The organism is Amycolatopsis vastitatis (assembly GCF_002234595.1).
GTDB classification, from domain to species: Bacteria; Actinomycetota; Actinomycetes; order Mycobacteriales; family Pseudonocardiaceae; genus Amycolatopsis; species Amycolatopsis vastitatis.
Genome location: NZ_NMUL01000005.1, coordinates 126,907 through 150,841, shown reverse-complemented (window position 1 = coordinate 150,841; position 23,935 = coordinate 126,907). Strand labels below are relative to the sequence as shown.

The following is a 23,935-nucleotide window of genomic DNA, read 5'->3' as shown; positions in this document are numbered from 1 at the left end:
CTGGATCGATCACACCTGGAGAAATCCGGGTGTCCCCGACGAACAGGAGTACGGACGCGATGGTGAGCAGGCCCGTGACCCGGGACGACCGACCCGCACCGAGGCCCGACGCACGACGCCGCGGCCGCCGTGCCCGCCGCTGGGTGATCGCACTGGTAGTCCTGGTGTTGCTGCTGGTCGGCGCCGATTTCGGGGCCGCCGCGTACGCGGAGCACATGATTTCGCAGAAGGCCCGCACGCAGCTGCAGCTGAGCGACGACCCGTCGGTCACGATCCACGGTTTCCCGTTCCTCACGCAGGCGCTCGGCGGTGACTACAGTCACATCAGCGTGTCCGCCGCCGGCATCCCGGTCGCCCAGAAGCTGCAGGACGTCGCGGTGAACGCCGAGCTCGAAAACGTCAAGGCGCCGCTGTCCGACATCACGAACGGCAACACGAAGGCGATCACCATCGGCGAGCTGACCGGCTCGGTCACCATCAAGGCGGCCGACCTGGCCCGCCTCTCGCCGCTGGACAAGATCAAGGACCTCCGGATCGAGCCGTCGACCACGGAGTACGTCAAGAACGGCGACGCCGGGCAGAGCGAGCCGACGCCGACCACCACGAAGACCACCGAGGGCCAGGCCGACCAGGACCAGTCGAGCACCGGTGTCCGCATTTCGGGACACCTTCAGTTCGCGGGCCGCGATCTGGAAATCTTCTGTTTCGCGATGATCGAGGCCGACGCCGCCAAGGGAACGATCAACTTCCTCCCCAAGCGGCTGCAGTTCGGGAACGACCAGGAGACCACCGTGGTCCCCGCGGCCGTGCAGAAGGCGCTGATGCCGAACTTCGGCGTGTCGATCAACACGAAGGACCTGCCCCTGTCGGTCACCCCGACCGGCGTGCAGGTGCAGAGCGGATCGGTGACGATCAAGGGCAAGGCGGCGAACGTGTCGTTCGCGGACCTGAGCAAGTAAGGAGCGGCCGGTGACGGGGCTGTGGGTGCTCGTGGCGACGCTGGTGGCCGCCGTGGCCGCCGGCGCGCTGCTGCGGGCGCGCAACGGCCGGGTCCGGGACGCCAAACCCGCCCGCGAGCTGCCCGCGCCCGTCACCGACGTGCTCGACCCCGCGTCCGCCGTGACGCTGGTCCAGATCTCCACCACCTTCTGCGCGCCCTGCCGGCACGCGAAGGCCGTGCTCGCGCCGCTGGCCGAGCGGACGGCCGGCCTGCACCACGTCGAACTCGACGTGACGAACCAGCCGGAGGTCGCGCAGTCCCTCTCCGTGCTGCGGACGCCGACCACGATCGCACTGACCCCCGACGGCCGGGAGCTCCTGCGCGTCCGTGGCGTCCCCAAGGGGCCCGAACTGCTCGAGGCCCTGCGGCCCCATCTCACGACGCGGACACCCTGACCAGGGCGTTGTCCCAGAAACCGGGAACCGTCCCAAGGGATGAACGTGGTTCCCACTCTGAGGGAGCTCTGGGTACCCTCGCTCCCGTGACCGGGCTGACCACCTTCTTGACGCAGCGACGCGCAGTCGACCTCTGCCGCGTCCGCAGCAGCCTGTGTCGCGCTCAGTCCGACCGGCGCTGACCGACGTCCGGTCCCCAGCCAGCCCTGATGCCGCTGACGCGTGCCGTTCGCACGCACCCCCTCTGCTCCAGCTGGAGGAACGAATGCCCGCCGGACCGGCCGTCGACCCGCGAGGCCCGCGGTTCGCCGCCATCCTGACCACGATCGTCCTGGCGGTCGTGCTGGTCACCGAGTGGTGGCCGCTGCTGGCCCTCCAGACCGTCGTGTTCGCGATCGGTGCCTTCGTCGGGCTGAAGCCGGCGCCGTACTCGATCGTCTACCGCGCGCTCCTGGCCCCGCGCCTCGGCCCGACGGACGAGCGGGAGGACGCGGCACCGCTGCGGTTCGCCCAGGCCGTCGGGTTCGTGTTCGCCCTGGTCGGCACGGTCGGCTTCGCGCTCGACGTCCCCTCGCTCGGCATCGTCGCGACGGCGTTCGCGCTGTTCGCGGCCTTCCTCAACGCGGCCTTCGGCTTCTGCCTCGGCTGCGAAATGTACTTGCTGATCAAACGCTTCACCCCCGCCCGCGCGTCCTAGAAGTCCATCCATGCCCCCGCCACCACCCTCAACGGAAGGCGCTTCGCGCCGCAGTGTTATTCCGACCCAGAAAGAGAGTTCTGTTCACATGAGCCGTGAAGACGTCCTGGTCACCACCCAGTGGGCCGAAGAGAACCTGGACACCCCCGGCGTCGTGTTCGCCGAGGTCGACGAGGACACCACCGCCTACGACGCCGGCCACATCCGGGGCGCGGTGAAGTTCGACTGGCGGAAGGACCTGCAGGACGGGGTGCGCCGCGACTTCGTCTCCAAGGAGGGCTTCGAGAAGCTCCTCTCGGAGAAGGGCATCTCCAACGACGACCTCGTGATCCTCTACGGCGGCAACAACAACTGGTTCGCCGCGTACGCGTACTGGTACTTCAAGCTGTACGGCCACGAGAAGGTCAAGCTGCTCGACGGCGGCCGCAAGAAGTGGGAACTCGACGGCCGTGAGCTGAACTCCGACGAGGTCAAGCGCGCCGCCACCGACTACAAGGCGCAGGACCAGGACCTGTCGCTGCGCGCGTTCCGCGACGAGGTCGTCCAGTCGATCGGTTCGAAGAACTTCGTCGACGTGCGGTCGCCCGACGAGTTTTCCGGCAAGCTGCTCGCCCCGGCGCACCTCCCGCAGGAGCAGTCCCAGGTTCCCGGCCACATCCCCGGCGCGCTGAACGTGCCGTGGGCGAAGGTCGCCAACGAGGACGGCACCTTCAAGACCGAGGAAGAGATCAAGGAGCTGTACAAGGACGAGGGCATCGACGAGGGCAAGGGCACCATCGCCTACTGCCGCATCGGCGAGCGCTCCTCGATCGCGTGGTTCGCGCTCCACGAGCTGCTGGGCTACCAGGACGTGAAGAACTACGACGGTTCATGGACGGAATACGGCTCGCTCGTCGGCGTGCCGGTCGAGTTGGGAGCTAAGTGATGGCGGTTGACGACAGCTGCGGCGCACCGGTCCAGGAGGCCACGCCGTCGGACTACGACACGCGCGGGCAGGTCGTGCTGGCCGGCAAGGTGACGGGCGCGAACGGGCCGGTCGGCGGCGCGTTCGTCCGGCTCCTGGACGGCGGCGGCGACTTCACCGGCGAGGTCGTCTCGTCGGCCGACGGCGACTTCCGCTTCTACGCGGCGCCGGGCGAGTGGACGGTCCGCGCCCTGCACCGCACCGGCAACGGCGAAGCCTCCGTCACCGCGGACGGCCCCGGCCTGCACCAGCTGGCCATCTCCGTCGCCTGAGTTCCGTTCCGCGTGAAGGCCTTCCTGCTCCGGCAGGGAGGCCTTCACGGCGTTTCCGGGCGGGTGACTGTGCTCACCGCGGCGACCCTGGGCAGGCCCGGCCGCGGCCGGGCGGACTAAGCTCCCACCCGTGGAAGCTCTGTTTACGACCTTGCTGGTCCTCGCGGGCATCGCGATCACCTGGTTCGCCGTGTACGTCGTCTACCGGCTGTACGCGGACCAGCGCTGACCCATGACGGCCAGCGGCGACGAAGCCATCGTGGCAGCGGAGAGGCGCGCGGAGAGCACTCGCGCCCGCAACCTCCCGCTGTGGGACGACCTGCCCATCCCCAACGACACCGCGAACCTGCGCGAGGGGCCGAACCTCAACGACGCGTGCCTCGCGCTGCTGCCGCTCGTCGGCGTCTGGCGCGGTGAGGGCGAGGTCGGCTACCCGACCATCGACGGCCCCCGCAAGTTCGCGCAGCAGCTGACGATCTCCCACGACGGCCGGCCGTTCCTGATCCACGAGTCCCGCGCGTGGCTGCTGGACGACGACGGCAACGTCATCCGCCCCGCCGCCCGCGAGTCCGGGTTCTGGCGACCGCAGCCCGACGACACGATCGAGCTGCTGCTCACGCACAACACGGGCATCGTCGAGCTGTACTACGGCAAGCCCCGCAACCAGACGTCCTGGGAGCTCGGCACCGACGCGGTGATCCGCACGGCCACGGCCAAGGACGTCACCGCGGCCCAGCGCCTGTACGGCCTGATCGAAGGCTCCCTCGGCTACGTCGAGGAGCGGGCGATGATGGGCCAGGAGATGCAGCCGCACACCTCGGCCCTGCTGCAGCGCGTCGCCGGCTGACGCCGTGCGCTGGCGGCGCTGTGGCGAGGACGCGGCCCTGCTGGACTGCGACTCTCTGGAGCAGATGCGGGCGGCGCACGCGACCGTCCAAGCGGCGCGTCCCGACGGCGTCGTCGACCTCGTGCCGGGCGCGCGCAGCCTGCTGGTCGTCGGAGCCGTTGCGGCAGTGCGGGCGCTGCTGGAGGACGCCGATCTCTCGCACCCACCGCCGGGCGAGTCCCGCGAAGTGACCCTCGACGTCCACTACGACGGAGAAGACCTCTCGCTGGTCGCCTCGGACGCCGGAGTTTCCCCGGACGCCGTCGTCGAGCTGCACGCCGAGGCCGTCTACACGGTCGCCTTCACCGGGTTCGCCCCCGGCTTCGGCTACCTGACCGGGTTGCCCGAGCCGTTGCGGCAGCCTCGCCTGGAGTCGCCGCGGACCCGCGTCCCCGCCGGGTCGGTCGGGCTCGCCGGTGAGTTCACCGGCGTCTACCCGCGCGAGTCGCCGGGTGGCTGGCGGCTGCTCGGGCACACGACGGCGACGCTGTTCGACCCGCACGCCGACCCGCCCGCGTTGTTCGCGCCGGGTGACCGCGTCCGCTTCCGGAGCGTCCGATGAGGTGCCTGGAAGTGCTCGACCCGGGCCGGTACGCCCTCGTGGAGGACCTGGGCCGCCCCGGTTACGCCCACCTGGGTGTCGCACCTTCGGGCGCGTTGGACGCGGCTTCGCTGCGGCTGGCGAACCGCCTCGCCGGCAACCCCGAAACCGCCGCGGGAATCGAAGCCCTGCTCGGCGGCCTGTCGGCGCGGTTCACGGCGGCGGCGACGGTGGCCGTGACCGGCCCGGCCGTCGCGGTTTCCGTCGACGGCCGCGCGTTCGGCTCCCACGTGCCCGTCCCGGTCCGCGCCGGACAGACCTTGACGCTGGGCACCCCGTCCGCCGGGCTGCGCTGCTACCTGGCCGTCTCCGGCGGGATCGCCGTCGAGCCGGTGCTGGGCAGCCGGTCGCGGGACGTCCTCTCCGGCATCGGCCCCGAGCCGCTGAAAGCCGGGGACGTGCTCCCGCTCGGCGTCCCGGCGGGAGTTCCCGCGGGCGCGGACGTCGTCGTCGGAGTTCCGGCGCCCGCCGACCTCGTCGTCCCCGTGACGCTCGGCCCGCGCGACGACTGGTTCGACGACCCGGCGGGCGGGCTGTCGGCGGGGTGGACGGTCACGGCCGAGTCGAACCGCGTCGGCCTGCGCCTGGAGGGGACGCCGCTGCGCCGGGCCGTCGATGGCGAGCTGCCCAGCGAGGGCGTTCTCACGGGTGCGATCCAGGTGCCGCCGAGCGGGCTCCCCGTGGTGTTCCTGGCCGACCACCCGACCACCGGCGGCTACCCCGTCGCGGCCGTCGTCAAAGCGGCCGGCTTGGGTGCCCTCGCGCAGGCTCGGCCGGGCACCCGAATCCGGTTCCGGCCTTCCTGAGCAAGGCGTACCGCCACGCGGGTGAGAGCCGGGTCACGCGGTGCACCCGTCCGGGTAGGGGCCGGAACCATGTCGCGCCGTCACCCGTCCTCATAGGCGTGGAACAGGTGACGATCAGCGGTGGCACGGGTTTCCTCGACGTGAACACGCGAGCGCGGGCGGAGCTGCCGCAGGCCCTGCGGATCGCGCTGGCCACCGGGCAGCTGCGCCGTCCGCTGGCCACCACCCTGGGGCCGGTGCTCGACCTGCTCGTCGACGGCGACTACCACGTGAGCGGCCCCGAGCGTCTGCCCGACGACCAGCTGCTCACCCCGACCGACGCCTGGCCGCCGTCCGACGAGTCCCGCGTCGGGTACTACCGGACCGCCATCCGCACCGGCCACCGGCCGGTCGCGGTGGTGCTGGCCGTCGGCGAACGCGAGCTGATCATCGACGGCCACCACAAGATCGCCGCCTACCGCGCCGAAGAGGTCGCCCCCGCCGTCGTCCGGATCAGCCAGGGTCAGGCGTATTCGGCCTCGTAGGCCGCCACCAGCTCGGCGTACACCGCCGAGGAGTCGGGCAGCCGCTCGCCGTCCAGCGTGTGCACACGGGTCAGCTTGCGCACGCTCGACGCCATGAAGACGCCGTCGCCCTCGACGAGGTCCCGCACGGTCAACGGCGCCACCTCGACCGCCCAGCCCGCCTTCTCGGCGCCGCGGAACAACGCGGCCTGGGTCGTGCCCGGCAGGATGCCGATGCTCGGCGGCGGCGTGACGAGCGTCCGCCCCTTCGCGAGCACCACGGTCGACGTCGGGCCTTCGAAGACCGAACCGTCGGCGGCGGTGAAAATCACATCTTCGGCCCCGCGGCGCCCGGCTTCGCGCAGCGCGGCCATGTTGACCCCGTAGGACAGCGGCTTCGCGCCGAGCAGCAGCCACGGCGCGCGCTCGGCGAGGTCCGGCGCGAAACCGCGCTCCAGGGTGATCGCGGCGACGCCGTCGGCGCGGGCCCGCAAGATCGCCGGCGAGACCTCGGAACCGAGGGCGAAGCCGGTCGGCACCGCGGCCGGATCACCGTCGGATCCCCGCGTGTACACCAGTTTCAGCACCATCTCGCGGCCGCCGGCCCACCTTTCGAGCGCGAGCGAAACGACCTTCTCCCACGCCGCGAGGTCGGGCTCGGGCAGGTCGAGCATGGCCGCCGAACGGGCCAGCCGGTCGAGGTGCGGCCGGAGTTCGCGGGGCTTGCCGTCGGCGACGAGGATCGTCTCGAAGACGCCGTCACCGCGCATCAGCCCGAGGTCGTCGACCTTGATCTGGGCCACATCGGGATCGGCCTGGGTTCCGTCGAGGAGGACGAGCACGCGCATGCCGTCACGGTACTCACCTAGGCTGGGCGGTATGCCGTACCGCTCGCCGCTGCTGGACGTGCCCGGATCGATCCCCCCGCCCGAGTCGGACACTGCCCATCCCGAGGCCGGCGTCCCCTGGCATTGGGGAGACCCGTTCGCGGAGCAGCGCACGGCCTCGCGCGGCGTGGTCGTGATCGACCGATCGCACCGCGAGTTCATCGCCGTCACCGGCGAAGAACGGCTGTCGTGGCTGCACCTGGTCATCTCGCAGCACGTGACCGAGCTCGCCGAGGGTTCCGGCACCGAGGCGCTGGTCCTCGACAGCCAGGGCCGCGTCGAGACGCACATGGTGCTGGCGCACCTCGACGGCACCGTGTACCTCGACACCGACCCGGGCCCGAGCGTGACGAGCGCGCTGCCCAAGGGCGGTCCCCAGACGCTGCGCGAGTACTTCGAGGCGATGAAGTTCTGGTCCAAGGTGGACATCCGCGACGCGACGGGCGAGCTGGCGCTGCTCACCGTGCTCGGCCCGGACGCCGAGCGCGTCCTGAGCGCGGTCGGCGCCGAGGTCGGCCCGGAGCCGTACGCGGTGGCGGCGCTGCCGGGTGGCGGCTTCGCGCGGCGGATGCCGTGGCCCGGGCGGTGGAGCGTCGACCTGGCCGTGCCCCGCGCCTCGCTGGCGGACTGGTGGAAGCGCCTGACCGACGCGGGCGCCCGCGCGGCCGGCAGCTGGGTGTTCGACGCGCTGCGCGTCGAGTCGCTGCGGCCGCGGCTGGGCGTCGACACCGACGAGCGCGCCATCCCGCACGAGATGGGCTGGGTCGGCTCGGCCGCGCACGTGGCGAAGGGCTGTTACCGCGGCCAGGAGACGGTGTCGAAGGTCCACAACGTCGGCCGTCCGCCGCGGAACCTGCTCCTGCTGCACCTCGACGGCTCGCCGGAGGTCACGCCGGAGACCGGCGACCCCGTGCTGCTGGACGGCCGGACGGTCGGCCGGATCGGCACCGTGATCCAGCACCACGAGCTCGGCCCGATCGCGCTGGCCCTGATCAAGCGGTCGACGCCGGTGGGCGCGGAGCTGCTGACCGGCTCGGAGGACAACCTCGTCCAGGCGGCGATCGACCCCGACTCCGTGCCTTCGGAACAACCCGCACCGGGGCGTACGGCGGCGGCCCGACTTCGTGGCTGATCGAAAGCCCCTGACAGCGAGATCACGCTCAACCGGGATAAACTGCGCTGTGATCGAAGTGCGGCCCGGCGGCAGGCGGCGGATCGACCGCGTGCTCGGCCCGGGATACCTCAGCGGCTTGAGTGAGCTGCCGCTGAAGGTGCTGCGCGAGCGGCGCGACGAAGCGGCCCAGGAAGAAACCGACCTGTCCTACCTGCGCCGTCTCCTGCACGCCCGGATCGACATCGTGCGCGCGGAGCAGGCGCGGCGCAGCTCCGGCGGCGAGGCGAGCATCGTCGACCAGCTGGCCACGATCCTCGCCGACAACGCGCTGGGCCCGGCCGCGGGCTCGGGACGTCACCAGCAGCTGGAGCCGTCGCGGGCCGGCGAGCACCGGCGGCACGCCGAAGCCCTGATCGGCGACACCGACCTGACCGACGTCGAGTCCCTCTCGGACGAGAAGCTCGCCTCCGCTTTGGACACCTACGCGAGCGAAGAGCTGTCGGTGTCGTCCTTCCGCCGCGAAGTCCAGGGCGTGATGGACACGCTCAACGCCGAGATCGCGAAGCGCTACCAGCAGGGTTCGGCCACTGTGGACGAGCTGCTGGAGAACGAAGGCCGCGCCGAGTGACCAACCCCGTGCTCGCCGAAGTCGTCCGATCCGGCTTCGTCGAAAGCGTCCACCGCGGCGCGCTCGTGGTCACCGGTCCCGAAGGCGAAGCGCGGCTCGCGCTCGGCGACGTGGTTTCGCCGGTCTTCCCGCGCTCGTCGAACAAGCCACTGCAGGCCGTCGGCATGCTCCGGGCGGGGCTGGACTTCACGGGCGAGGACCTGGCGCTGGCCTGCGCGTCCCACTCCGGCGAGCCGGGGCACGTCAAGCGCGTCCTCGAACTGCTGCGGGCGGCCGGCCTGGCCGAGGACGACCTCGCGTGCCCGCCGGACTTCCCGCTCCACGTGCCGAGCATGCGCGACGCCGCCGAGCCGCGGCGCGTGACGATGAACTGCTCCGGCAAGCACGCGGCGATGCTCACCACGTGCGTCCAGGCGGGCCGGCCGACCGCGGGCTACGAGGCACCGGACCACCCGCTCCAGCAGGCGATCGCTTCGGCCGTCGAGGAGCTGACGGGCGAGCCGATCGCCCACACGGGCGTGGACGGCTGCGGCGCGCCGCTGTTCGCGTTCTCGCTGACCGGGCTGGCCAGGGCGTTCGGCCGCGTCGCTCTCGCTTCGGACGGGCCATTGCGGACGGTGGCGTCGGCGATGCGCGCGCACCCGTGGCTGGTCGCGGGCACCGGGCGCGAGGACACCGAGCTGATGTCCGCCGTGGACGGTCTGGTCGCGAAAGCCGGCGCCGAGGGAGTCCAGGCCTTCGCCCTGCCGGACGGCTTCGCGGTGGCCATCAAGATCGACGACGGCACCAAGCGGGCCTGCGCACCGCTGGCGGTGGAGGCGCTGCGGTACCTGGGAGCCGACGTGTCCGGCCTCGAAGCCCTCGCCCACCCTGTCGTCTCGGGTGGCGGCCGCCCGGTGGGCGAAGTACGGGTGCCGGAGCTGCGTGGCTGAGCTGAGCAGCCCCCGTTTTCCACGTTACCGGCAGGCACCGACGGTTCCGGGTGCCGAAGTCCGCGGGCCCGGTCGCCGTCGCTAGTTCGAGCGTTCGCGGGCGGCCAGGTCGCCCCAGAACTCCCGCAGGTCGGAGAACAGTTCGGCCAGCTCCTCGACGTTGCCGGAGCGCAGCGCGTCCAGGATGTCGTGGACCTCGTCGGCCGTGTTGTCGGCCTCCAGGACCGGGTCGGCGAAGAGCTGCACGAGGCCGCCGTAGTCCAGCTCGACGACGGAGTCCGGGTGGAAGCTGTCCAGCCACCGCCGGGTCTCGAAGAGCACGCGCCCCGGCCCGGAGTCGCCGAAGGTCTGTTCCAGCAGGTCACCGGCCTCGCGCGCCCGGTGCTGGGCGTCGGCGAGCGTGGCGCGCCAGGACAGTTCCCGCTGCGGGTCGTCGCGGCCGCGGCCGAGCACCAGCCGGCGTTCGTCCGGCTCGATCAGCACGAACCACGGCAGGGGAACGGTCCAGGTGGTGGAGAGCGTGTGCGCCGCCGTCGTGCTCAGGTCCGCCATGGCCGACTTGGTCCGGCCGCGGATCGTCTCCTGGGTGAAGCCGCCTTCGTCGAGGACGACGTTCTTCAGCGCCGGGTGCGCGTCGCCGAGGAAGGTGACCAGCGCGGCGGCCGAGCGGGCCCGCAGCTCGAGCGGGCAGACCAGCGGCCCGTTTTCGGCCTTGCCACCGGGCACCTCTTCGGCGTCGAGCACCAGGACGTCGGTCAGCAGGCTCGGCGCGGGACGGCCGTCGGCGAGCTCGGCGGGCAACAGCCGCCGCGGCGCGGCCACCTGTGACTTGAGCCACATGGCCTGCTCGCGCGCGCCCGCGTCCGTCCGCCGCAGCTTGGCCGCCGAGGCGGCCGCGCACAGCCGTTCGTCCGGCGGGTCGCCCAGGGCGAGCAGCGGTTCGTACACCCGCAAGTAAGCCACGAAGGGACGGAGCACGGGTAGATCGTGGCACGTTTACCTGCGCCGATCGCCACCGACCGGCCGGTAACCGGTGTCCGGCGAACACTGTCGGCTCCGGCACACCGTGCCACGTCGCATCCAACCCCCCGGACACGGTACGGTGTGAGCAGGAAAGAATTGTCGAGACGATGCGGGGCCGCCGATTCCCCCGGCCGCCCCGCCCCTGTGCGAGGGGGTCGAGCCATGGGGCGCGGCCGGGCTAAGGCCAAGCAGACGAAGGTGGCGCGTGAGCTCAAGTACAGCTCGCACGAGACCGACTTCGATGCTTTGCAGCGCGAGCTGTCGAGTAACTCCTCGAATGATCATCATCACCCCGAGGAGTCCGACAGCCGGTATGAGGACCCGTACGACGACGGGTACGACGAGTACCGTCGTTGAGCACGCGTAAACGCGCGAGGGCGACGCTGGGCATAGCCCCGGCAACCGCCCTCGCGCGTCGCGTGCTGCCCAAATACTGTCCACAAGCGCGGGCTGCGAAGCGATGAAGGAGTGAGCCGGTGGTAAGTCGGGTTGGAGTCGTCGGAGCGGGACTCATGGGTTCCGGCATCGCCGAGGTGCACGCCCGGTCCGGATTGGACGTCGTGGTCACCGAGGTGAACCAGCCGGCGCTCGACGCGGGGAAGGCCCGCATCGAGAAGTCGCTGCAACGCGGCGTCAAGAACGGCAAGCTCTCCACCGAGGACGCCGACGCGGCCCTCGGCAGGCTCCGGTTCACGACGGACATCGCCGAGTTCGCCGACCGCGACCTGGTCATCGAGGCGATCCTCGAGCAGGAGCAGGCAAAGGTCGACGTCTTCCGCCAGCTGGACAAGATCGTCGAGGCCGAAGACGCGCTGTTCGCGTCCAACACGTCGTCGATCCCGATCATGAAGCTGGGCATGGCGACGAGCCGTCCGCAGCAGGTGGTCGGCATCCACTTCTTCAACCCGGTGCCGGTGCTGCCGCTGGTGGAGCTGGTGCCCTCGCTGCTGACCAGCGAGGAGACCGCCCGCCGCGCGGAGGAACACGCGACGACGGCGCTCGGCAAGACGGTCATCAGGTCCCAGGACCGCGCCGGGTTCATCGTGAACTCGCTGCTGGTGCCGTACCTGCTTTCGGCGATCCGCATGATCGAGTCGGGTTTCGCCTCGGCGGAGGACATCGACCGCGGCATGGAGCTGGGCACGGCCCACCCGATGGGCCCGCTGCGCCTGTCCGACCTGATCGGGCTGGACACCATCAAGGCCATCGCGGACTCGATGTACGCGGAGTTCAAGGAGCCGCTGTACTCGTCGCCGCCGCTGCTGCTGCGCATGGTGGACGCGGGTCTGCTGGGCAAGAAGACCGGCCGCGGTTTCTACTCCTACAGCTGACTCTGGTCGAACCCGACGGGCGCGTCGAAGGCCGCCCGCCGGGCCGCCCGGCGAAGGACGGTCAGAACGGCCGGTCCCAGCAGGACGATGGCCACGGCGTTGGTGACGGCTCGGCCGGTGTCCCAGCCGAGGGTCGACGTCAGGACCGTGTAGACGGCGAACCGGTGCAGGTTCTCCGGCAGCGGCGCACCGGGCACGAAGCCGAGTTCGGTGGCGGTGCCGGCGAGGAACGGCCACGTCCACAGGCTCATCAGCACCCCGAAGAAGTAGGCCGCGAACACGCCGTACGCGACCAGCAGGGCGATCTCCGCCTTGCCACGGGCCTTCGGCAGCAACCCGGCCCCGAGCCCGATCATCGACGACGCGAGCATCTGGAACGGCAGCCACGGCCCGACCCCGGCGGTGAGCAGCGCCGACGTGAACAGCGACGTCGAGCCGAGCACGAACCCGAAGCCGGGCCCGAACACCCGCCCGGCGAGCACGAGCAGGAAGAACACCAGCTCGACGCCCCCGGTGCCGGCCCCGAGCGGCCGCAGACCGGCGTTCACCGCCGACAGCACACCGAGCAGCGCGAGCGCCTTGGCGTCGATGCCACCGCGGGACAGCTCGGCCAGAACGACGAGGATCAGCACGGGCAACGTCGCCATGAACACGAACGGCGCATCCATGGTGTGCGCGGCCGCGCTGGGCTGGGGGTGCGCGAAGAGTGGCCAGCAGAACATGGCCAGGCCGAGGAGGCTCGCGACGCTCAGGACGAGCGCGGGCCGCAGCGTCAGGCGGACGGCACGGGGCCGGAGCGTGCTCGCCTGCTTCGGCCCCCCGCCCCCACCCCCGCCCGCCTCCGCCGCCCTCACCGCAATGCCTCCGCGACCTCGTCGACCGTCAGCCACGGTTCCGGGGCCAGGATCTTCGCCACCTGGGGCGCGAACGCCGGCGAGGCGACGATCACCTCCTTCGTCGGGCCGTCCGCGACGATCTCGCCCTCGGCCATGACCACCACGCGGTCGGCCACCGTGGCCACGAACTCGACGTCGTGGGTGGCAAGCACCACCGCCCGGTCCTGCGAGGCCAGCTCTCGCAGGACCGCGGCGAAGCGCCGTTTCGCGTGGTAGTCCAGGCCGCGGGTGGGCTCGTCTAGCAGCACGACCGGCGGGGCCGCCGCCAGCTGGACCGCCAGCACCAGCGCCAGTCGCTGCCCTTCGGAGAGATCGCCGGGGTGCGCTTCACCGGCGATCCCCGGGGCGAGCCGGTCCAGCAGGGCCCGGGCCGTTCCCGCCGGTACCTCCGACTCGGTGTCCGCCTGTGCGCACTCGGCGTCCACCGAATCGAGGTACAGCAGGTCGGCCGGTGTCTGCGGGACCAGCCCCACGCGCCGACGGGCCACTCGTGGCTTGAGCGACGCAGGGTCCGCGCCGTCGACGTCGACCTTCCCCGCCGACCTCGGCCCGCTGCCCTGCACCGCCCAGAGAAGCGACGACTTGCCGGAGCCGTTGCGTCCCATCAGCGCGATCGTTTCCCCCGGCCCGGCACGCAGGTCGACCCCGCGCACCGCCAGGACATCTCCGTATCGGACCACCACCCCTCTCACATCCAGTGCCGAACCGGTCACCGAGAGACTACGACCCACCACCGACAGATTTTGACGATCCCGCGGGAGACGAGACCGCAGCGGCCCCGCGACCCGGCGAGCGTCCCGGACCGACAACGGCAGCGGTGACCAGCCCGCGAGCCGGCCCAGCTCGGCGATCGGCGGTGCGATCGACGACGTCGCCAGGATCTCGGCGGGCGGCCCGGACCGCACCGAACCGTCGCCCGGCAGGTACAGCAGCCGGTCGGCGTACTGGACGACACGCTCCATCCGGTGCTCCGCGACGACCACCGTGGTCCCGAGGTCGTGCACCAGCCGCGTGATCACCGCGAGCACGTCCTCGGCGGCCGTCGGGTCCAGCGCGGACGTCGGCTCGTCCAGAACCAGCACGCGGGGGTGGGCCGTCAGCACCGAGCCGATCGCGACCCGCTGCTGCTGCCCGCCCGAAAGTGTCCGAAGTGGACGGTTGCGCAGCTCCGCGATGCCCAGCAGGTCCAGAGTTTCCTCGACCCGCTTGCGCATGACGTCCGGCGGCACGGCCAGCTGCTCCATCGCGTACGCGAGTTCTTCCTCGACGGTGTCCGTCACGAACCCGGATAGGGGGTCCTGCCCGACGACGCCGACGACCGAGGCCAGCTCACGAGGCGGAAACCGCGCGGTGTCCAGGCCGTCGACGCGCACCCGCCCGGCCAGCCGCCCGCCGGTGAAGTGCGGGACGAGCCCGTTGATCGCGCCGAGGAACGTCGACTTGCCGGCTCCGGTCGGCCCGGCGACCAGCGCCAGCTCACCCTCCTCGATCTGCAGGGAGACGTCCGAAAGCACCGGCCGCGTCGCGTCCGGGTAAGTCACCGTGACCCGCGAGAACTCGATCACCGGACAACCTCCGGCGAAGGGGCGACGAACGCCGGGAGCACCGCGACCACCAGGGACAACGCGTGCACGAGGGAGACTTCCGGCCAGCGCAGCGGGCTCAGCGACGGGTACAGGTTCCCCGGGTCGACGCGGGCGGTCACGAACAGCAGCCCGCACGCCCCGGCGCCCGCCGCCACGACCAGCGTCTCCGGCCACCGCCACGGATCCGGCCGGTACGCCGTCCGCCGCACCCGCCGCCCGCCGAGGACGAACCCCGCGACCGCCACCGCCAGCCCGGCCGCCAGCAGCGGGACGCCGAGCCAGGGCGTCGTCCCGTCGAGCACGCCGTAGACGCCGACGCACACGCCGACCAGCCCTGACAGGACGCACGAAGCGATCAGCAGCCGCACGCCAGGGCTCAAGTACGCCCGGCGGCCGTAGCCTCGGGAGTCCATCGCGGCCGCCAGCCGCAGCGCCCGGTCCATCGCGTCCTCCAGCACCGGGACCACGATGCCCTTGACTGCCCGCAGCCCGCGAGTCCGGCCGGCCCGCAGCCGGCGGGCTCGCCGCACGCGCTGCACGCTCTCGACGAGCTGCGGTGCGACCGTCAGCGCCACCGTCACCGCCGTGCCCACCTCGTACAGCGCTCCCGGCACCGCCTTGAGCAGGCGTTTCGGGTTGGCCAGGGCGTTCGCCGCGCCGACGCAGATCACCATCGTCGCCAGCCGCAGGCCGTCGTAGAACCCGCCGAGCAGTTCCTCCGCCGACGTCGGTCCGAGCAGGGACAACCCGGCGGTCAGGGGGATTCGCGGCAGCGTGAACAGGACGTGCCCGCCGTTCTCGCCGCCGATCAGGATCCGGAACAGCACGCGTGACGCGACGATCAGCGCGCCGACGTAGGCGTACAACCGGAACGCCAGCGCCCAGGGCGCGTCACTCCGCCGGTTCGCGACGACGAACCCGGCGACCGCGATGATCAGGCCGAGCAGCAGCGGGTTCGTCGTCCGGCTGGCCGCGACGGCCAGCGCGAGCGCCCAGATCCACCAGGCGCCGGGGTGCAACGCCCTACTGTTCACGCCGACGCCGCCGGCGCGACGAGAGGTACACGCCCGCCCCGCCGATCACCAGGATCACCGCGGCGCCGATCACGAACCCCCACGGGAATTCGATGTCGCCGGCTATCGAGACGTCCGGGACAGCCGTCCCGGTTTGCCGCACGGGCGCCACTCGCGGCGGCGCCGGCAGGTCGTTCGCGGACTTCGGACGCGCGAACGCCCACCCCTCGAACCCGCCGGGCACCGGCTTCGCCGTCTGGGCGCCTTCCTGGCTCGACTGCCAGGTACCGCCCGCCGACGCGTGCCAGTAGCTCCAGTACGCCGTGGCCGACGGCATGCCCGCGCAGGACTCCACGTCGGGGCCCGGCTTGCCGTTGATCCGGCAGGCGATGGCGAGGCCGTACTTCTGCGAGCCCGCGACCTCGAACCCGGCCTCTTGCAGGGCGGCGATGCCGTTCGCGGGCGTGCCGGGGGCGCAGCGGATCAACGGCCCGGGGCCCAGGTCGCCGAAGTCGACGACCACCGTCACGCCGCCACTCGCGGGGCACGCGCCCTCGGTCGCCGTCGCCGACGCGGGTGCGGCGCCCGTGAAGCAGGCAGCGAGCAGCAGTGCACAGACGGCGACGAAACGGGACGCGATCATGCAGGCACCTTAACCAGGCCGGCAGCGCCGAAGGTGCGGTTCCGGCGCGAGGCGGGACACACCTAGACTGCGGGCCGTGGGACAGCTCATCGCGGACGGACAGCTGCGCGTCGGCCTGATCGGCGCCGGCCCGTGGGCGACGACGGTGCACGCGCCCGGACTGGCGGATCACCCCGGCACGGCGCTGACCGCGGTCTGGGCCCGGCGGCCGGAGGCGGCGCAAGCGCTTGCGGAGACGCACTGCACGAACGCCGCAAGCAGTGTCGAGGAGCTGTTCGAGCAGGTGGACGCGGTCGCCCTCGCGGTGCCGCCGTCGATCCAGGCGGAGCTGGGCGTGCGCGCGGCCGAAGCCGGGAAGCACCTGATCCTGGAGAAGCCGATCGCCGCCGACCTCGAGGGTGCGCGACGGCTGGCCGACGCGGTCGCGGCCGCTGACGTCGCCGCGCTCGTCGTGCTGACCCTGCGCTACTCGGCGCAGACCCAGGAGTGGCTCGCCGACCTCGCCCAGGCGGGCGGCTGGGCCGGCGGTGGGGCGCGCTGGCTGTCCGGGGCCCTGCTCGGCGGCCAGTACGCGGCGTCGGAGTGGCGCCAGGACGACGGCGGCGCGCTGTTCGACATCGGCCCGCACGCGCTCGACCTGCTGGACGCCGCACTCGGTCCGATCACCGAAGTCGTGGCCGCCCGGCGGAGCCCCGGCGATCTCTGGCACCTGATGCTGGCGCACGAAGGTGACGTGATCAGCACGGCGACGCTGTCGCTGCGGCTGCCGGTGCAGCCGACCGTCGTCGAGGTCGCCGTCTGGGGCCGGCACGGCTACCGGACGCTCGGGCGCAAACCGGGCTCGGCGCAGGAGTCCTACACCGCATTGCTGGACGACTTCGCGGCGATGATCGCGAGCGGCACGACGACGCACCCCTGCGACGTCCGGCGCGGCCTGCACCTGCAGGCATTGCTCGAGCAGGCGCGCGAACTGGCCGCGAAGTAGTACACAGGGGCACTTCTCGCCCTTTCCTTGCACCACAACACTTTCGCACTTTTCCCTGAAATTCATCCACAGGGTTGTCCACAGCCTCCACTGTGGACAGTGCGCACCTCGACCGAACCACGGGAAGGCCAACCGCGCCACCGGAAAGATCACCGAATAGTGCGGTCCGCTCAGAGTGCCGAGTCGATCTTGTGATGCGAAGGTGATCTTGGGAGGGGTCACTTCATCGCGCATTGTCGATCTTGAGGGGTTCGAGAAGGGAGGCGCATGGAATCTCTGCTGCGCGCCTTCTGGGGGATGATTCCGGTTTCGGCCATCGCGCTGCCGTACGCGCTGCTCGGCTGGCCGCTGCTCGCGGCCCGGCGCCGCCGAAGACTGCCTGCCCGCTACGCGACCGCGACCGCCGGCGTCGACAGCGCTGTCTTCTTCGTCGCCTTCCTGGTGTTCTTCCTGGTCACGATGCCGGTGGGCGGCTCCGCCGACAGCACGCTCGACCTCGTGCCGGGTGCGGACATCACCGCGGCTTTCAGCAGCGATGGTTCACTCTGGCAGGTGGTTGGCAACGTTCTGCTGCTGAGCCCGCTCGGCGCGCTGCTCCCGTTGCGGATCCGTCGCCTGCGCGCGCTGCCGCGGGTCGCGCTGGCCGCGTTGATCGCGTCGGTGCTGGTGGAAGGTACGCAATATCTGATCCACAACGGGCGCGTGACGTCGACGGACGACGTCCTGCTGAACACGGCGGGCGCGACGCTCGGAGCGGCCCTCAGCCGCCGCGGCTGGCGTTCGCTCGACGTGCCACCGCCGGCCCCGGTCGTGATCCCGGTGCCTCGCCGGACGATCTGCGAAGCTCCGGCGCTCAAGCTGCGGGTGCCGCGATCGGTGTGGGACACGCGTTACGCGGCCATCGCGCACCCGGAACGCCGGTAAACCGGTTGCGGGGCCATGTCAAGATGGCCGGGAAGAGCCCCTTCGAGTCAAGGAATGACTGCCTATGCCTGGCGCCGCCTCCGGCGTCGGCCTTCGCTAGGCCCGGCGCCCAGCGATCCGCCCGCAAGCCTGTCCGAGGGCTGCGGTTCCTTGACGTGCTTTCGAAAGGCTCGAATGTCTGCCATCCAGACCTATGTCCGCAAGACCGCGCCCCGTGGCCGCGAGACCGAGCGGGTCGGCCCGTTCCTCGCGACCTACTCACCCGGCACGGCGCACCCGATGCTCAACTACGCGATCCCGGACGACGGCGCGAAGCCGACGGCGGCCGAGATCGACGCACTGACCGGGGCGTACCGGCGGCGGGACCTGCTCCCGCGGCTCGAGTACTTCACCGACGTCGCTCCCGACCTGGAGAAATCGCTGGTCGAAGCGGGGTACGGGCTCGAACGGCGAGTCCCGCTGATGACCTGCACGCCGGCCGAACGGGTCGGCAAACCGGTCCCGGCGGGGATTCGGCTGCGTGTGCCCGAGTCCAGCCAGGACTTCCGGCGCATGCGCGAGGCGCAGAACACGGCGTTCGGCGAACCCGCGGACGTCGGCGACGACGAGGTCGAGCGCCTGAAGTCCGGAACCGGGGTGCGGCACCTCCTGGCCGAGGACACCGCCACCGGAGCGATCATCGGCGGCGGGCTCGCGCTCGAAATCGTCGACGGCACCACCGAGATCGCCGGGATCGCCGTGCTGGAGGCGTTCCGCGGCCGCGGCGTCGCCGCGGCGCTGACCTCGCACCTCACCCGTGAGGTCCACGAGGCCGGTGCGCACACGGCCTTCCTCACCCCCGGTGACCTGGGGATCGGGAACGTCTACGCCCGCGTCGGCTACCGGCCGGCGGGCGAGTGCGTGCATCTGTCGCTGGGTTAGTCCTCGAAGCGGCCGGAGCGGCCCCGTTTCACGTCGCTCCGGCGCTTCTTCGACGCCAGGCGGCGCTCCTTCGAACCGCGAGACGGCTTCGTGGGACGCCGCTTGGCAGGCGGCGGGGCCGACGCGTCGAGCAGCAGGTTCGCCAGGCGGCCTCGCGCCGCTTCGCGGTTCTGCAGTTGCGAGCGGTGTTCGCTCGCGGCGATCGTCAGGACGCCGTCGACCAGCCGGGAGCCGAGGCCGGTCAGCACCCGGTCACGCAGGTGCTCCGGGATCGACGGCGACGCGGCGACGTCGAAGGACAGCTCCACCCGCGAGTCGGTCGTGTTCACGCCCTGCCCGCCCGGGCCGGACGACCGCGAAAAGCGCTCGCTCAACTCGGCTCCCGGGATCGTGAACCGGGAGCCGATCACCACGTCTTCGGCTGCCACACCCTCAAGTGTGACAGCCGCGATCAAGTGGCTTCTTTGAAGAGACGCTGTCAGAACCGCGGGTGGTCGCCCGCGAGCACCGCGCGCGGGCCGTCGACGTCGCCGGCGGGCTGGACGTCGCCCAGCACCCACGCCGGGACGTGCCGCGCGGTGAGCATGGCCAGCGCCCGGTCGACGTCCTCGGCACCGACGATCGCGACCATGCCGACGCCCATGTTGAACGTCTTCTCCAGCTCGGCCCGCTCGACCTTGCCGCGCTGGCCGATCAGCGCGAACACCGGTGCCGGCGTCCAGGTGCCGCGGTCGAGCCGGGCGACCAGGCCGCGCGGCATGACGCGGGCCAGGTTGGCCTCGAGGCCACCGCCGGTGATGTGCGCGAACGTCCGGACCTCGGTCTCGGCGGCGAGCGCCAGGCAGTCCTTCGCGTAGATCCGCGTCGGCTCCAGCAGCTCCTCGCCGAGGGTGCGGCCGAACTCTTCGACGTGCCCGCCGAGGGGCATCCGGGCGATGTCCAGCAGCACGTGCCGGGCCAGGGAGTACCCGTTCGAGTGCAATCCCGACGCGCCGAGGGCCAGCACGACGTCACCCGGACGGACCTTTTCCGGCGAGAGCAGCTGAGACGCCTCGACGACGCCGACGCCGGTGGCCGACATGTCGTAGTCGTGCTCGCCCATCATCCCCGGGTGCTCCGCGGTCTCGCCGCCGAGCAGGGCGCAGCCGGCCTTGACACACCCCTCGGCGATGCCGCCGACCAGCGCGGCGATCTTCTCCGGGAATACCTTGCCGACGGCGATGTAGTCCTGCAGGAACAGCGGCTCGGCCCCGGTCACGACCAGGTCGTCGACCACCATGGCGACCAGGTCGATGCCGACCGTGTCGTGCTTGTCCAGCGCCTGCGCGACCGCGATCTTCGTGCCGACGCCGTCGGTTGAGGACGCGAGCACCGGCTCCTTCCACTTGTCGAGCTTCAGGGAGAAGAGCCCGGCGAAACCGCCGACACCACCCATGACCTCGGGTCGCGTCGCCCGCTCGGCGTGCGGCTTGAGCAGCTCGACGGCTTGGTCGCCGGCGTCGATGCTGACGCCGGCGGCGGCGTACGTGGCGCTCGTGGACTCGCTCACGGTGGAAGGACTCCCTACTGGAAGGAACTCACGGACGCCGGACGGCGTCTTCGGCACCGTACCCGGCGGGGCTGACGGGGGTCGCCGCGCCATTGACCGCGTCGAGGCTTTCGAGCAGGTGTTTCCCGATCAGCGCGTCCTCCGGGAGCGGGATCGGGTACTCGCCCGAGAAGCACGCCGTGCACAGCCGCGACTTCGGCTGCTCCGTAGCCGCGACCAGGCCGTCCAGGGAAATGTAGCCCAGTGAGTCGGCTCCGATCGAGCGCCGGATGCCGTCGAGGTCGACGCCGTTCGCGACCAGCTCCGCCCGCGACGCGAAGTCGATGCCGTAGAAGCACGGCCAGCGCACCGGCGGCGACGCGATCCGGACGTGCACCTCGAGCGCGCCGGCCTCCCGCAGCATCCGGACCAGCGCGCGCTGGGTGTTGCCGCGGACGATCGAGTCGTCCACCACGACCAGGCGCTTGCCGCGGATGACGTCGCGCAGCGGGTTCAGCTTGAGCCGGATGCCCAGCTGGCGGATGGTCTGCGACGGCTGGATGAAGGTGCGCCCGACGTAGGCGTTCTTCACCAGGCCGGTGCCGTAGGGAATGCCGGAGCCCTGCGCGTAGCCGATGGCCGCCGGCGTGCCGGACTCCGGCACCGGCATGACGAGGTCGGCCTCGACCGGCTGCTCGGAGGCGAGGCGGCGGCCGATCTCGACGCGCGTGGCGTGCACGCCGCGGCCGGCGATCGTGGTGTCGGGGCGGGCGAGGTAGACGTACTCGAAGACGCAGCCCTTGGGGTCCGGGTTCGCGAACCGCGAGGAACGCAGGCCCGCGGCGTCGATGGCGATCAGCTCGCCCGGCTCGACCTCGCGGACGAACGACGCGCCGACGATGTCGAGGCCCGCCGTCTCGCTCGAGACGACCCAGCCGCGCTCGAGCCTGCCGAGCACCAGCGGGTGTACGCCGTGCGGGTCACGCGCCGCGTAGAGCGTGTTCTCGTCGGCGAACACCAGGCAGAAGGCGCCCTGCAGGGTCGGCAGCAGCTCCATGGCGGCGGCTTCGATGCCCTTGTCGGCGGCGTTCGCGGCGAGCAGGCCGCAGATGAGGTCCGAGTCGCTGGACGAGCCGGTCAGGCCCGCGTGCGGCTTGAGCCCGGCCTCGATCGTGCGTTCACGCAGCTCGGCCGTGTTGACGAGATTGCCGTTGTGCGCGAAGGAGAGGCCACTGCCGGTCGCGGTGGTGCGGAAGATCGGCTGCGCGTTCTCCCAGATGGTCGCGCCGGTGGTCGAGTACCGGCAGTGCCCGACGGCGATGTGTCCCTGCAGCGACTGCAGGATCTGCTCGTCGAACACCTGGCTCACCAGGCCGAGGTCCTTGAAGACCACGATCTGCGAGCCGTCGGAGACGGAGATGCCGGCGGCCTCCTGCCCGCGGTGCTGCAGGGCGTAGAGGCCGTAGTAGGTCAGCTTCGCGACTTCTTCCCCGGGAGCCCAGACGCCGAAGACGCCACACTCCTCGCGGGGTTCCGGTTCGGGCTGGTCGGACACGAGCTGCGGGTCGGAAACCACCGAGGAGCTCCTGGGAAGACGTGGTCAGGCCGGTTTCAGTGTAGACCGTCCGGTCATGAGCGAAGCCCCGCCCGACGTGGCACTGACCACTTCGGACGGGGCTTGCAAGTCTTCACGTCTAGCACGCATCCGGCAGCGAGAGGATCTCCGCGAGGACCTGGGTGCCTTCGCCGTGGCGGCGCCACAGCCACCGCTCGGGTTCCAGGATGTTCTCTTCGGTGCCGGGCATCCGGGTCGCCACGACGTCGTCTTCGGCGTTGAGCCGGACCACGTCCACCACGTCGTCGTGCACCCGCACGCCGACGACGGCGAGGACTTCGCCGTGCTCGTCGGCGGGGTGCACGAACTGGTAGCCGCGAGCCACCAGTTCTTGCAGTCCGGTTTCGATGTCGAAGGCGGGGGCGACGGCCTCAGCCGAGGACATCGTCGAATTCACCGTCCTTCGCGCCCGCCAGGAACGCCGCCATCTCCGCGCGCGTGTACACGAGCGCCGGGCCGGTGGGGAACCGCGAGTTGCGCATCGCGATCTCACCGTTCGACAGCGGTGCCACTTCGACGCAGTTGCCCACAGCGCCGCTGTAGCTCGCCTTGCGCCACTGGGCGCCGGAGAGCCGATCGGCCGGGATGCCGTTCTCGAATCGCTCAGCCATGGTCCCACCTCTCGATGCGGAAAAATCTTCCGGGCCTATGCATCTGCATGTGCATTTGCCCGCGTATCCGAGGCTAGCACGTGTGCCTGCAACGGTAAATGCACGTGCAGAATTTCTTGCAAAGTTCTCGGACGGTAAAGAATCACGAGGCCGCCGTTAACCTGTCCGGTGACTGATACTCGCTCGATCGGGTGAATCGCTACGGTGGGTCACCGCTCAGCGGAGCACCGGATCGGCCCCGCACAAGGAATTTTTCAGATCTCCTGCCGGCGCTTCGCGAGCAAAGTCCGGCTCCGCTCCGGCGTCTCCGCATCGACCGCCAGCATGTCGAGCGCGCGGCTGTACTTTTCGATCTCTTCGCGTTTTTCGATGTAGTGCGCGCCGGTCAGATACTCGACATACGCGATGTTCGGCAGTTCCGGCTCACCGAACCGCAACAGCGAAAACGCGTGTTCCGCGGACAGCCCGCTGCGCGAATACGGCAGCACCTGGACCGACACGTGCGGCAGCGCGCTCATCTCGAGCAGGTATTCGATCTGCTGTTTGAGGACCTTCACACCCCCGATCGGGCGGTACAGCACCGACTCGTCGAGCACCATCCACACCCGCGGCGCGTCCGGCCTGCTGAACATCTTCTGCCGCCGCATCCGCAGCGCGACGAGCTGGTCGACCCGCTCGTCGGCCATCTCCGGACGGCCGTGGCTGAAGATCGCCCGCGCATACGGCTCGATCTGCAGCAGGCCCGAGACGTAGATCGGCTCCCAGATCTGGATGCGCGCGGCGGCCTCTTCCAGGCCGACGAGGTCGGTGAACCAGTTCGGCATGGTGTCGCCGAAGCGCCGCCACCAGCCCGGTTCGTTCGACTGCTTGACCATGTCGAGGAACGTCTGGCGCTCCGTCGCGTCCTCGACGCCGTACATCGTCAGCAGGTCGGTGACGTCGCGCTCCTTGAACCCGACCCGGCCCAGCTCGAGGCGGCTGATCTTGGATTCCGACCCGCGGATGTTGTAGCCCGCCTGCTGGCGGGTGATGCCGGCCTCCTCACGGAGCCGGCGCAGCTGCGAGCCCAGGATCATCCGGCGCGCCGTCGGGCCGATGTTCTGTTCACCACTGGACGCGTTCACCGCGTTCATTCCCGGACCTTCCGCGCTCACATCACCAGGGGGTTCTAGCC

The 23,935-nt window shown here is 71.1% G+C and carries 29 protein-coding genes; 17 read left to right on the top strand and 12 right to left on the bottom strand.

The window, feature by feature from the left end; translation table 11 throughout:
• Nucleotides 1–59: 59 nt before the first annotated feature.
• The 9 genes from CF165_RS04290 to CF165_RS04250 all read left to right on the top strand — a co-directional run bounded on the left by CF165_RS04290 (nucleotide 60) and on the right by CF165_RS04250 (nucleotide 6,145).
• Nucleotides 60–959: an LmeA family phospholipid-binding protein gene (locus CF165_RS04290; protein WP_093946088.1), complete on the top strand. Its 900-nt coding sequence runs from the start codon at nucleotides 60–62 to the stop codon at nucleotides 957–959.
• Nucleotides 960–969: 10 nt separating this feature from the next.
• Nucleotides 970–1,395: a TlpA family protein disulfide reductase gene (locus CF165_RS04285; protein ID WP_093946087.1), complete on the top strand. Its 426-nt coding sequence runs from the start codon at nucleotides 970–972 to the stop codon at nucleotides 1,393–1,395.
• 265 nt (nucleotides 1,396–1,660) lie between these two features.
• Nucleotides 1,661–2,092, top strand: coding sequence for a DUF4395 domain-containing protein (locus tag CF165_RS04280; protein WP_093946086.1), 432 nt, complete (start codon nucleotides 1,661–1,663; stop codon nucleotides 2,090–2,092).
• An 88-nt stretch (nucleotides 2,093–2,180) separates the two neighbouring features.
• Nucleotides 2,181–3,017, top strand: coding sequence for a sulfurtransferase (locus CF165_RS04275; protein ID WP_093946085.1), 837 nt, complete (start codon nucleotides 2,181–2,183; stop codon nucleotides 3,015–3,017).
• Nucleotides 3,017–3,328, top strand: a complete 312-nt coding sequence (locus CF165_RS04270; RefSeq protein ID WP_167441351.1) for a DUF1416 domain-containing protein — start codon at nucleotides 3,017–3,019, stop codon at nucleotides 3,326–3,328. Before CF165_RS04275 ends, CF165_RS04270 begins: the two co-directional genes overlap by 1 nt.
• A 232-nt stretch (nucleotides 3,329–3,560) precedes the next feature.
• Nucleotides 3,561–4,175: a heme-binding beta-barrel domain-containing protein gene (locus CF165_RS04265; RefSeq protein ID WP_093946083.1), complete on the top strand. Its 615-nt coding sequence runs from the start codon at nucleotides 3,561–3,563 to the stop codon at nucleotides 4,173–4,175.
• 4 nt (nucleotides 4,176–4,179) lie between these two features.
• Nucleotides 4,180–4,776, top strand: a complete 597-nt coding sequence (gene pxpB / locus CF165_RS04260) for a 5-oxoprolinase subunit PxpB (protein ID WP_093946082.1) — start codon at nucleotides 4,180–4,182, stop codon at nucleotides 4,774–4,776.
• A complete protein-coding gene (locus CF165_RS04255; RefSeq protein WP_205660762.1) occupies nucleotides 4,773–5,621 on the top strand; it encodes a 5-oxoprolinase subunit C family protein in 849 nt (282 codons plus the stop codon). The genes pxpB and CF165_RS04255 overlap by 4 nt, the downstream gene beginning before the upstream one ends.
• Before the next feature lie 98 nt (nucleotides 5,622–5,719).
• Nucleotides 5,720–6,145 (top strand): hypothetical protein, encoded by a 426-nt coding sequence (locus CF165_RS04250; protein ID WP_205660761.1) that lies wholly within the window; start codon nucleotides 5,720–5,722, stop codon nucleotides 6,143–6,145.
• Here the strand turns inward: CF165_RS04250 and CF165_RS04245 are convergent.
• On the bottom strand, nucleotides 6,124–6,972 hold the full coding sequence (locus tag CF165_RS04245) for an aminodeoxychorismate lyase (protein ID WP_093946081.1): 849 nt from the start codon (nucleotides 6,970–6,972) through the stop codon (nucleotides 6,124–6,126). The two genes, CF165_RS04250 and CF165_RS04245, sit on opposite strands and share 22 nt — an antisense overlap.
• Nucleotides 6,973–7,003: 31 nt before the next feature.
• On the opposite strand from CF165_RS04245, the gene ygfZ reads away from it, so the two are divergent.
• Genes ygfZ through CF165_RS04230 form a run of 3 tightly spaced genes read left to right on the top strand, consistent with a single transcriptional unit; the run spans nucleotide 7,004 to nucleotide 9,685 of the window.
• Nucleotides 7,004–8,143, top strand: coding sequence for a CAF17-like 4Fe-4S cluster assembly/insertion protein YgfZ (gene ygfZ, locus CF165_RS04240; RefSeq protein WP_093946080.1), 1,140 nt, complete (start codon nucleotides 7,004–7,006; stop codon nucleotides 8,141–8,143).
• A gap of 49 nt (nucleotides 8,144–8,192) precedes the next feature.
• Nucleotides 8,193–8,753 carry an RsiG family protein gene (locus CF165_RS04235; protein WP_093946079.1) on the top strand — a complete coding sequence of 187 codons (561 nt, stop codon included), beginning with the start codon at nucleotides 8,193–8,195 and terminating at the stop codon, nucleotides 8,751–8,753.
• Nucleotides 8,750–9,685 (top strand): asparaginase, encoded by a 936-nt coding sequence (locus tag CF165_RS04230; protein ID WP_093946078.1) that lies wholly within the window; start codon nucleotides 8,750–8,752, stop codon nucleotides 9,683–9,685. The genes CF165_RS04235 and CF165_RS04230 overlap by 4 nt, the downstream gene beginning before the upstream one ends.
• Nucleotides 9,686–9,766: 81 nt before the next feature.
• Here CF165_RS04230 and CF165_RS04225 read toward each other — a convergent pair whose 3' ends face one another.
• Entirely contained in the window at nucleotides 9,767–10,663 is an 897-nt protein-coding gene (locus CF165_RS04225; protein ID WP_167441350.1) for a DUF8083 family protein, read from the bottom strand.
• Nucleotides 10,664–10,870: 207 nt separating this feature from the next.
• Here CF165_RS04225 and CF165_RS04220 point away from each other — a divergent pair, with 207 nt between their 5' ends.
• Together CF165_RS04220 and CF165_RS04215 are read left to right on the top strand one after the other, a co-directional pair.
• Nucleotides 10,871–11,065 (top strand): DUF3073 domain-containing protein, encoded by a 195-nt coding sequence (locus CF165_RS04220; RefSeq protein WP_093946077.1) that lies wholly within the window; start codon nucleotides 10,871–10,873, stop codon nucleotides 11,063–11,065.
• Between the two features lie 119 nt (nucleotides 11,066–11,184).
• Nucleotides 11,185–12,039, top strand: coding sequence for a 3-hydroxybutyryl-CoA dehydrogenase (locus CF165_RS04215; protein WP_276209716.1), 855 nt, complete (start codon nucleotides 11,185–11,187; stop codon nucleotides 12,037–12,039).
• Here the strand turns inward: CF165_RS04215 and CF165_RS04210 are convergent.
• The 4 genes from CF165_RS04210 to CF165_RS04195 all read right to left on the bottom strand — a co-directional run bounded on the left by CF165_RS04210 (nucleotide 12,030) and on the right by CF165_RS04195 (nucleotide 16,177).
• Complete coding sequence (locus CF165_RS04210) at nucleotides 12,030–12,815, bottom strand: ECF transporter S component family protein (RefSeq protein ID WP_093946397.1); 786 nt, start codon at nucleotides 12,813–12,815, stop codon at nucleotides 12,030–12,032. The two genes, CF165_RS04215 and CF165_RS04210, sit on opposite strands and share 10 nt — an antisense overlap.
• Before the next feature lie 74 nt (nucleotides 12,816–12,889).
• Entirely contained in the window at nucleotides 12,890–14,500 is a 1,611-nt protein-coding gene (locus tag CF165_RS04205) for an ABC transporter ATP-binding protein (protein ID WP_093946075.1), read from the bottom strand.
• Nucleotides 14,497–15,555, bottom strand: coding sequence for a CbiQ family ECF transporter T component (locus CF165_RS04200; protein WP_167441349.1), 1,059 nt, complete (start codon nucleotides 15,553–15,555; stop codon nucleotides 14,497–14,499). The genes CF165_RS04205 and CF165_RS04200 overlap by 4 nt, the downstream gene beginning before the upstream one ends.
• A complete protein-coding gene (locus CF165_RS04195) occupies nucleotides 15,545–16,177 on the bottom strand; it encodes an SCO2322-related protein (RefSeq protein ID WP_093946073.1) in 633 nt (210 codons plus the stop codon). Before CF165_RS04195 ends, CF165_RS04200 begins: the two co-directional genes overlap by 11 nt.
• Nucleotides 16,178–16,253: 76 nt before the next feature.
• On the opposite strand from CF165_RS04195, the gene CF165_RS04190 reads away from it, so the two are divergent.
• From CF165_RS04190 to CF165_RS04180, 3 genes are all read left to right on the top strand, one after another.
• Complete coding sequence (locus CF165_RS04190) at nucleotides 16,254–17,162, top strand: Gfo/Idh/MocA family protein (protein ID WP_093946072.1); 909 nt, start codon at nucleotides 16,254–16,256, stop codon at nucleotides 17,160–17,162.
• Between the two features lie 267 nt (nucleotides 17,163–17,429).
• Nucleotides 17,430–18,086, top strand: a complete 657-nt coding sequence (locus CF165_RS04185) for a VanZ family protein (protein WP_093946071.1) — start codon at nucleotides 17,430–17,432, stop codon at nucleotides 18,084–18,086.
• Nucleotides 18,087–18,260: 174 nt separating this feature from the next.
• Nucleotides 18,261–19,007, top strand: a complete 747-nt coding sequence (locus CF165_RS04180) for a GNAT family N-acetyltransferase (RefSeq protein ID WP_093946070.1) — start codon at nucleotides 18,261–18,263, stop codon at nucleotides 19,005–19,007.
• On the opposite strand, the gene arfB is transcribed toward CF165_RS04180, so the two are convergent.
• The 6 genes from arfB to CF165_RS04150 all read right to left on the bottom strand — a co-directional run bounded on the left by arfB (nucleotide 19,004) and on the right by CF165_RS04150 (nucleotide 23,894).
• Complete coding sequence (gene arfB / locus CF165_RS04175) at nucleotides 19,004–19,420, bottom strand: alternative ribosome rescue aminoacyl-tRNA hydrolase ArfB (protein ID WP_093946396.1); 417 nt, start codon at nucleotides 19,418–19,420, stop codon at nucleotides 19,004–19,006. The genes CF165_RS04180 and arfB overlap by 4 nt on opposite strands.
• 65 nt (nucleotides 19,421–19,485) lie before the next feature.
• Entirely contained in the window at nucleotides 19,486–20,556 is a 1,071-nt protein-coding gene (purM, locus tag CF165_RS04170) for a phosphoribosylformylglycinamidine cyclo-ligase (protein ID WP_093946069.1), read from the bottom strand.
• A gap of 28 nt (nucleotides 20,557–20,584) precedes the next feature.
• Complete coding sequence (gene purF / locus CF165_RS04165) at nucleotides 20,585–22,111, bottom strand: amidophosphoribosyltransferase (RefSeq protein WP_093946068.1); 1,527 nt, start codon at nucleotides 22,109–22,111, stop codon at nucleotides 20,585–20,587.
• A gap of 118 nt (nucleotides 22,112–22,229) precedes the next feature.
• Nucleotides 22,230–22,535 carry a hypothetical protein gene (locus CF165_RS04160; protein WP_093946067.1) on the bottom strand — a complete coding sequence of 102 codons (306 nt, stop codon included), beginning with the start codon at nucleotides 22,533–22,535 and terminating at the stop codon, nucleotides 22,230–22,232.
• Nucleotides 22,522–22,761, bottom strand: a complete 240-nt coding sequence (locus CF165_RS04155; protein ID WP_020642237.1) for a DUF397 domain-containing protein — start codon at nucleotides 22,759–22,761, stop codon at nucleotides 22,522–22,524. The genes CF165_RS04160 and CF165_RS04155 overlap by 14 nt, the downstream gene beginning before the upstream one ends.
• Before the next feature lie 254 nt (nucleotides 22,762–23,015).
• Nucleotides 23,016–23,894, bottom strand: coding sequence for a Sco1979 family transcriptional regulator (locus CF165_RS04150; RefSeq protein WP_093946066.1), 879 nt, complete (start codon nucleotides 23,892–23,894; stop codon nucleotides 23,016–23,018).
• Between the last annotated feature and the right edge of the window lie 41 nt (nucleotides 23,895–23,935).

Bases quoted from the DNA above. Each gene is read 5' to 3' on its own strand.
- CF165_RS04290 (WP_093946088.1), top strand. From the start codon at position 60: ATGGTGAGCAGGCCCGTGACCCGGGACGACCGACCCGCACCGAGGCCC.
- CF165_RS04280 (WP_093946086.1), top strand. From the start codon at position 1,661: ATGCCCGCCGGACCGGCCGTCGACCCGCGAGGCCCGCGGTTCGCCGCC.
- CF165_RS04275 (WP_093946085.1), top strand. From the start codon at position 2,181: ATGAGCCGTGAAGACGTCCTGGTCACCACCCAGTGGGCCGAAGAGAAC.
- CF165_RS04270 (WP_167441351.1), top strand. From the start codon at position 3,017: ATGGCGGTTGACGACAGCTGCGGCGCACCGGTCCAGGAGGCCACGCCG.
- CF165_RS04265 (WP_093946083.1), top strand. From the start codon at position 3,561: ATGACGGCCAGCGGCGACGAAGCCATCGTGGCAGCGGAGAGGCGCGCG.
- CF165_RS04255 (WP_205660762.1), top strand. From the start codon at position 4,773: ATGAGGTGCCTGGAAGTGCTCGACCCGGGCCGGTACGCCCTCGTGGAG.
- CF165_RS04245 (WP_093946081.1), bottom strand. From the start codon at position 6,972: ATGCGCGTGCTCGTCCTCCTCGACGGAACCCAGGCCGATCCCGATGTG.
- ygfZ (WP_093946080.1), top strand. From the start codon at position 7,004: ATGCCGTACCGCTCGCCGCTGCTGGACGTGCCCGGATCGATCCCCCCG.
- CF165_RS04220 (WP_093946077.1), top strand. From the start codon at position 10,871: ATGGGGCGCGGCCGGGCTAAGGCCAAGCAGACGAAGGTGGCGCGTGAG.
- CF165_RS04195 (WP_093946073.1), bottom strand. From the start codon at position 16,177: ATGATCGCGTCCCGTTTCGTCGCCGTCTGTGCACTGCTGCTCGCTGCC.
- CF165_RS04185 (WP_093946071.1), top strand. From the start codon at position 17,430: ATGGAATCTCTGCTGCGCGCCTTCTGGGGGATGATTCCGGTTTCGGCC.
- CF165_RS04180 (WP_093946070.1), top strand. From the start codon at position 18,261: ATGTCTGCCATCCAGACCTATGTCCGCAAGACCGCGCCCCGTGGCCGC.
- CF165_RS04160 (WP_093946067.1), bottom strand. From the start codon at position 22,535: ATGTCCTCGGCTGAGGCCGTCGCCCCCGCCTTCGACATCGAAACCGGA.
- CF165_RS04155 (WP_020642237.1), bottom strand. From the start codon at position 22,761: ATGGCTGAGCGATTCGAGAACGGCATCCCGGCCGATCGGCTCTCCGGC.
- CF165_RS04150 (WP_093946066.1), bottom strand. From the start codon at position 23,894: ATGAACGCGGTGAACGCGTCCAGTGGTGAACAGAACATCGGCCCGACG.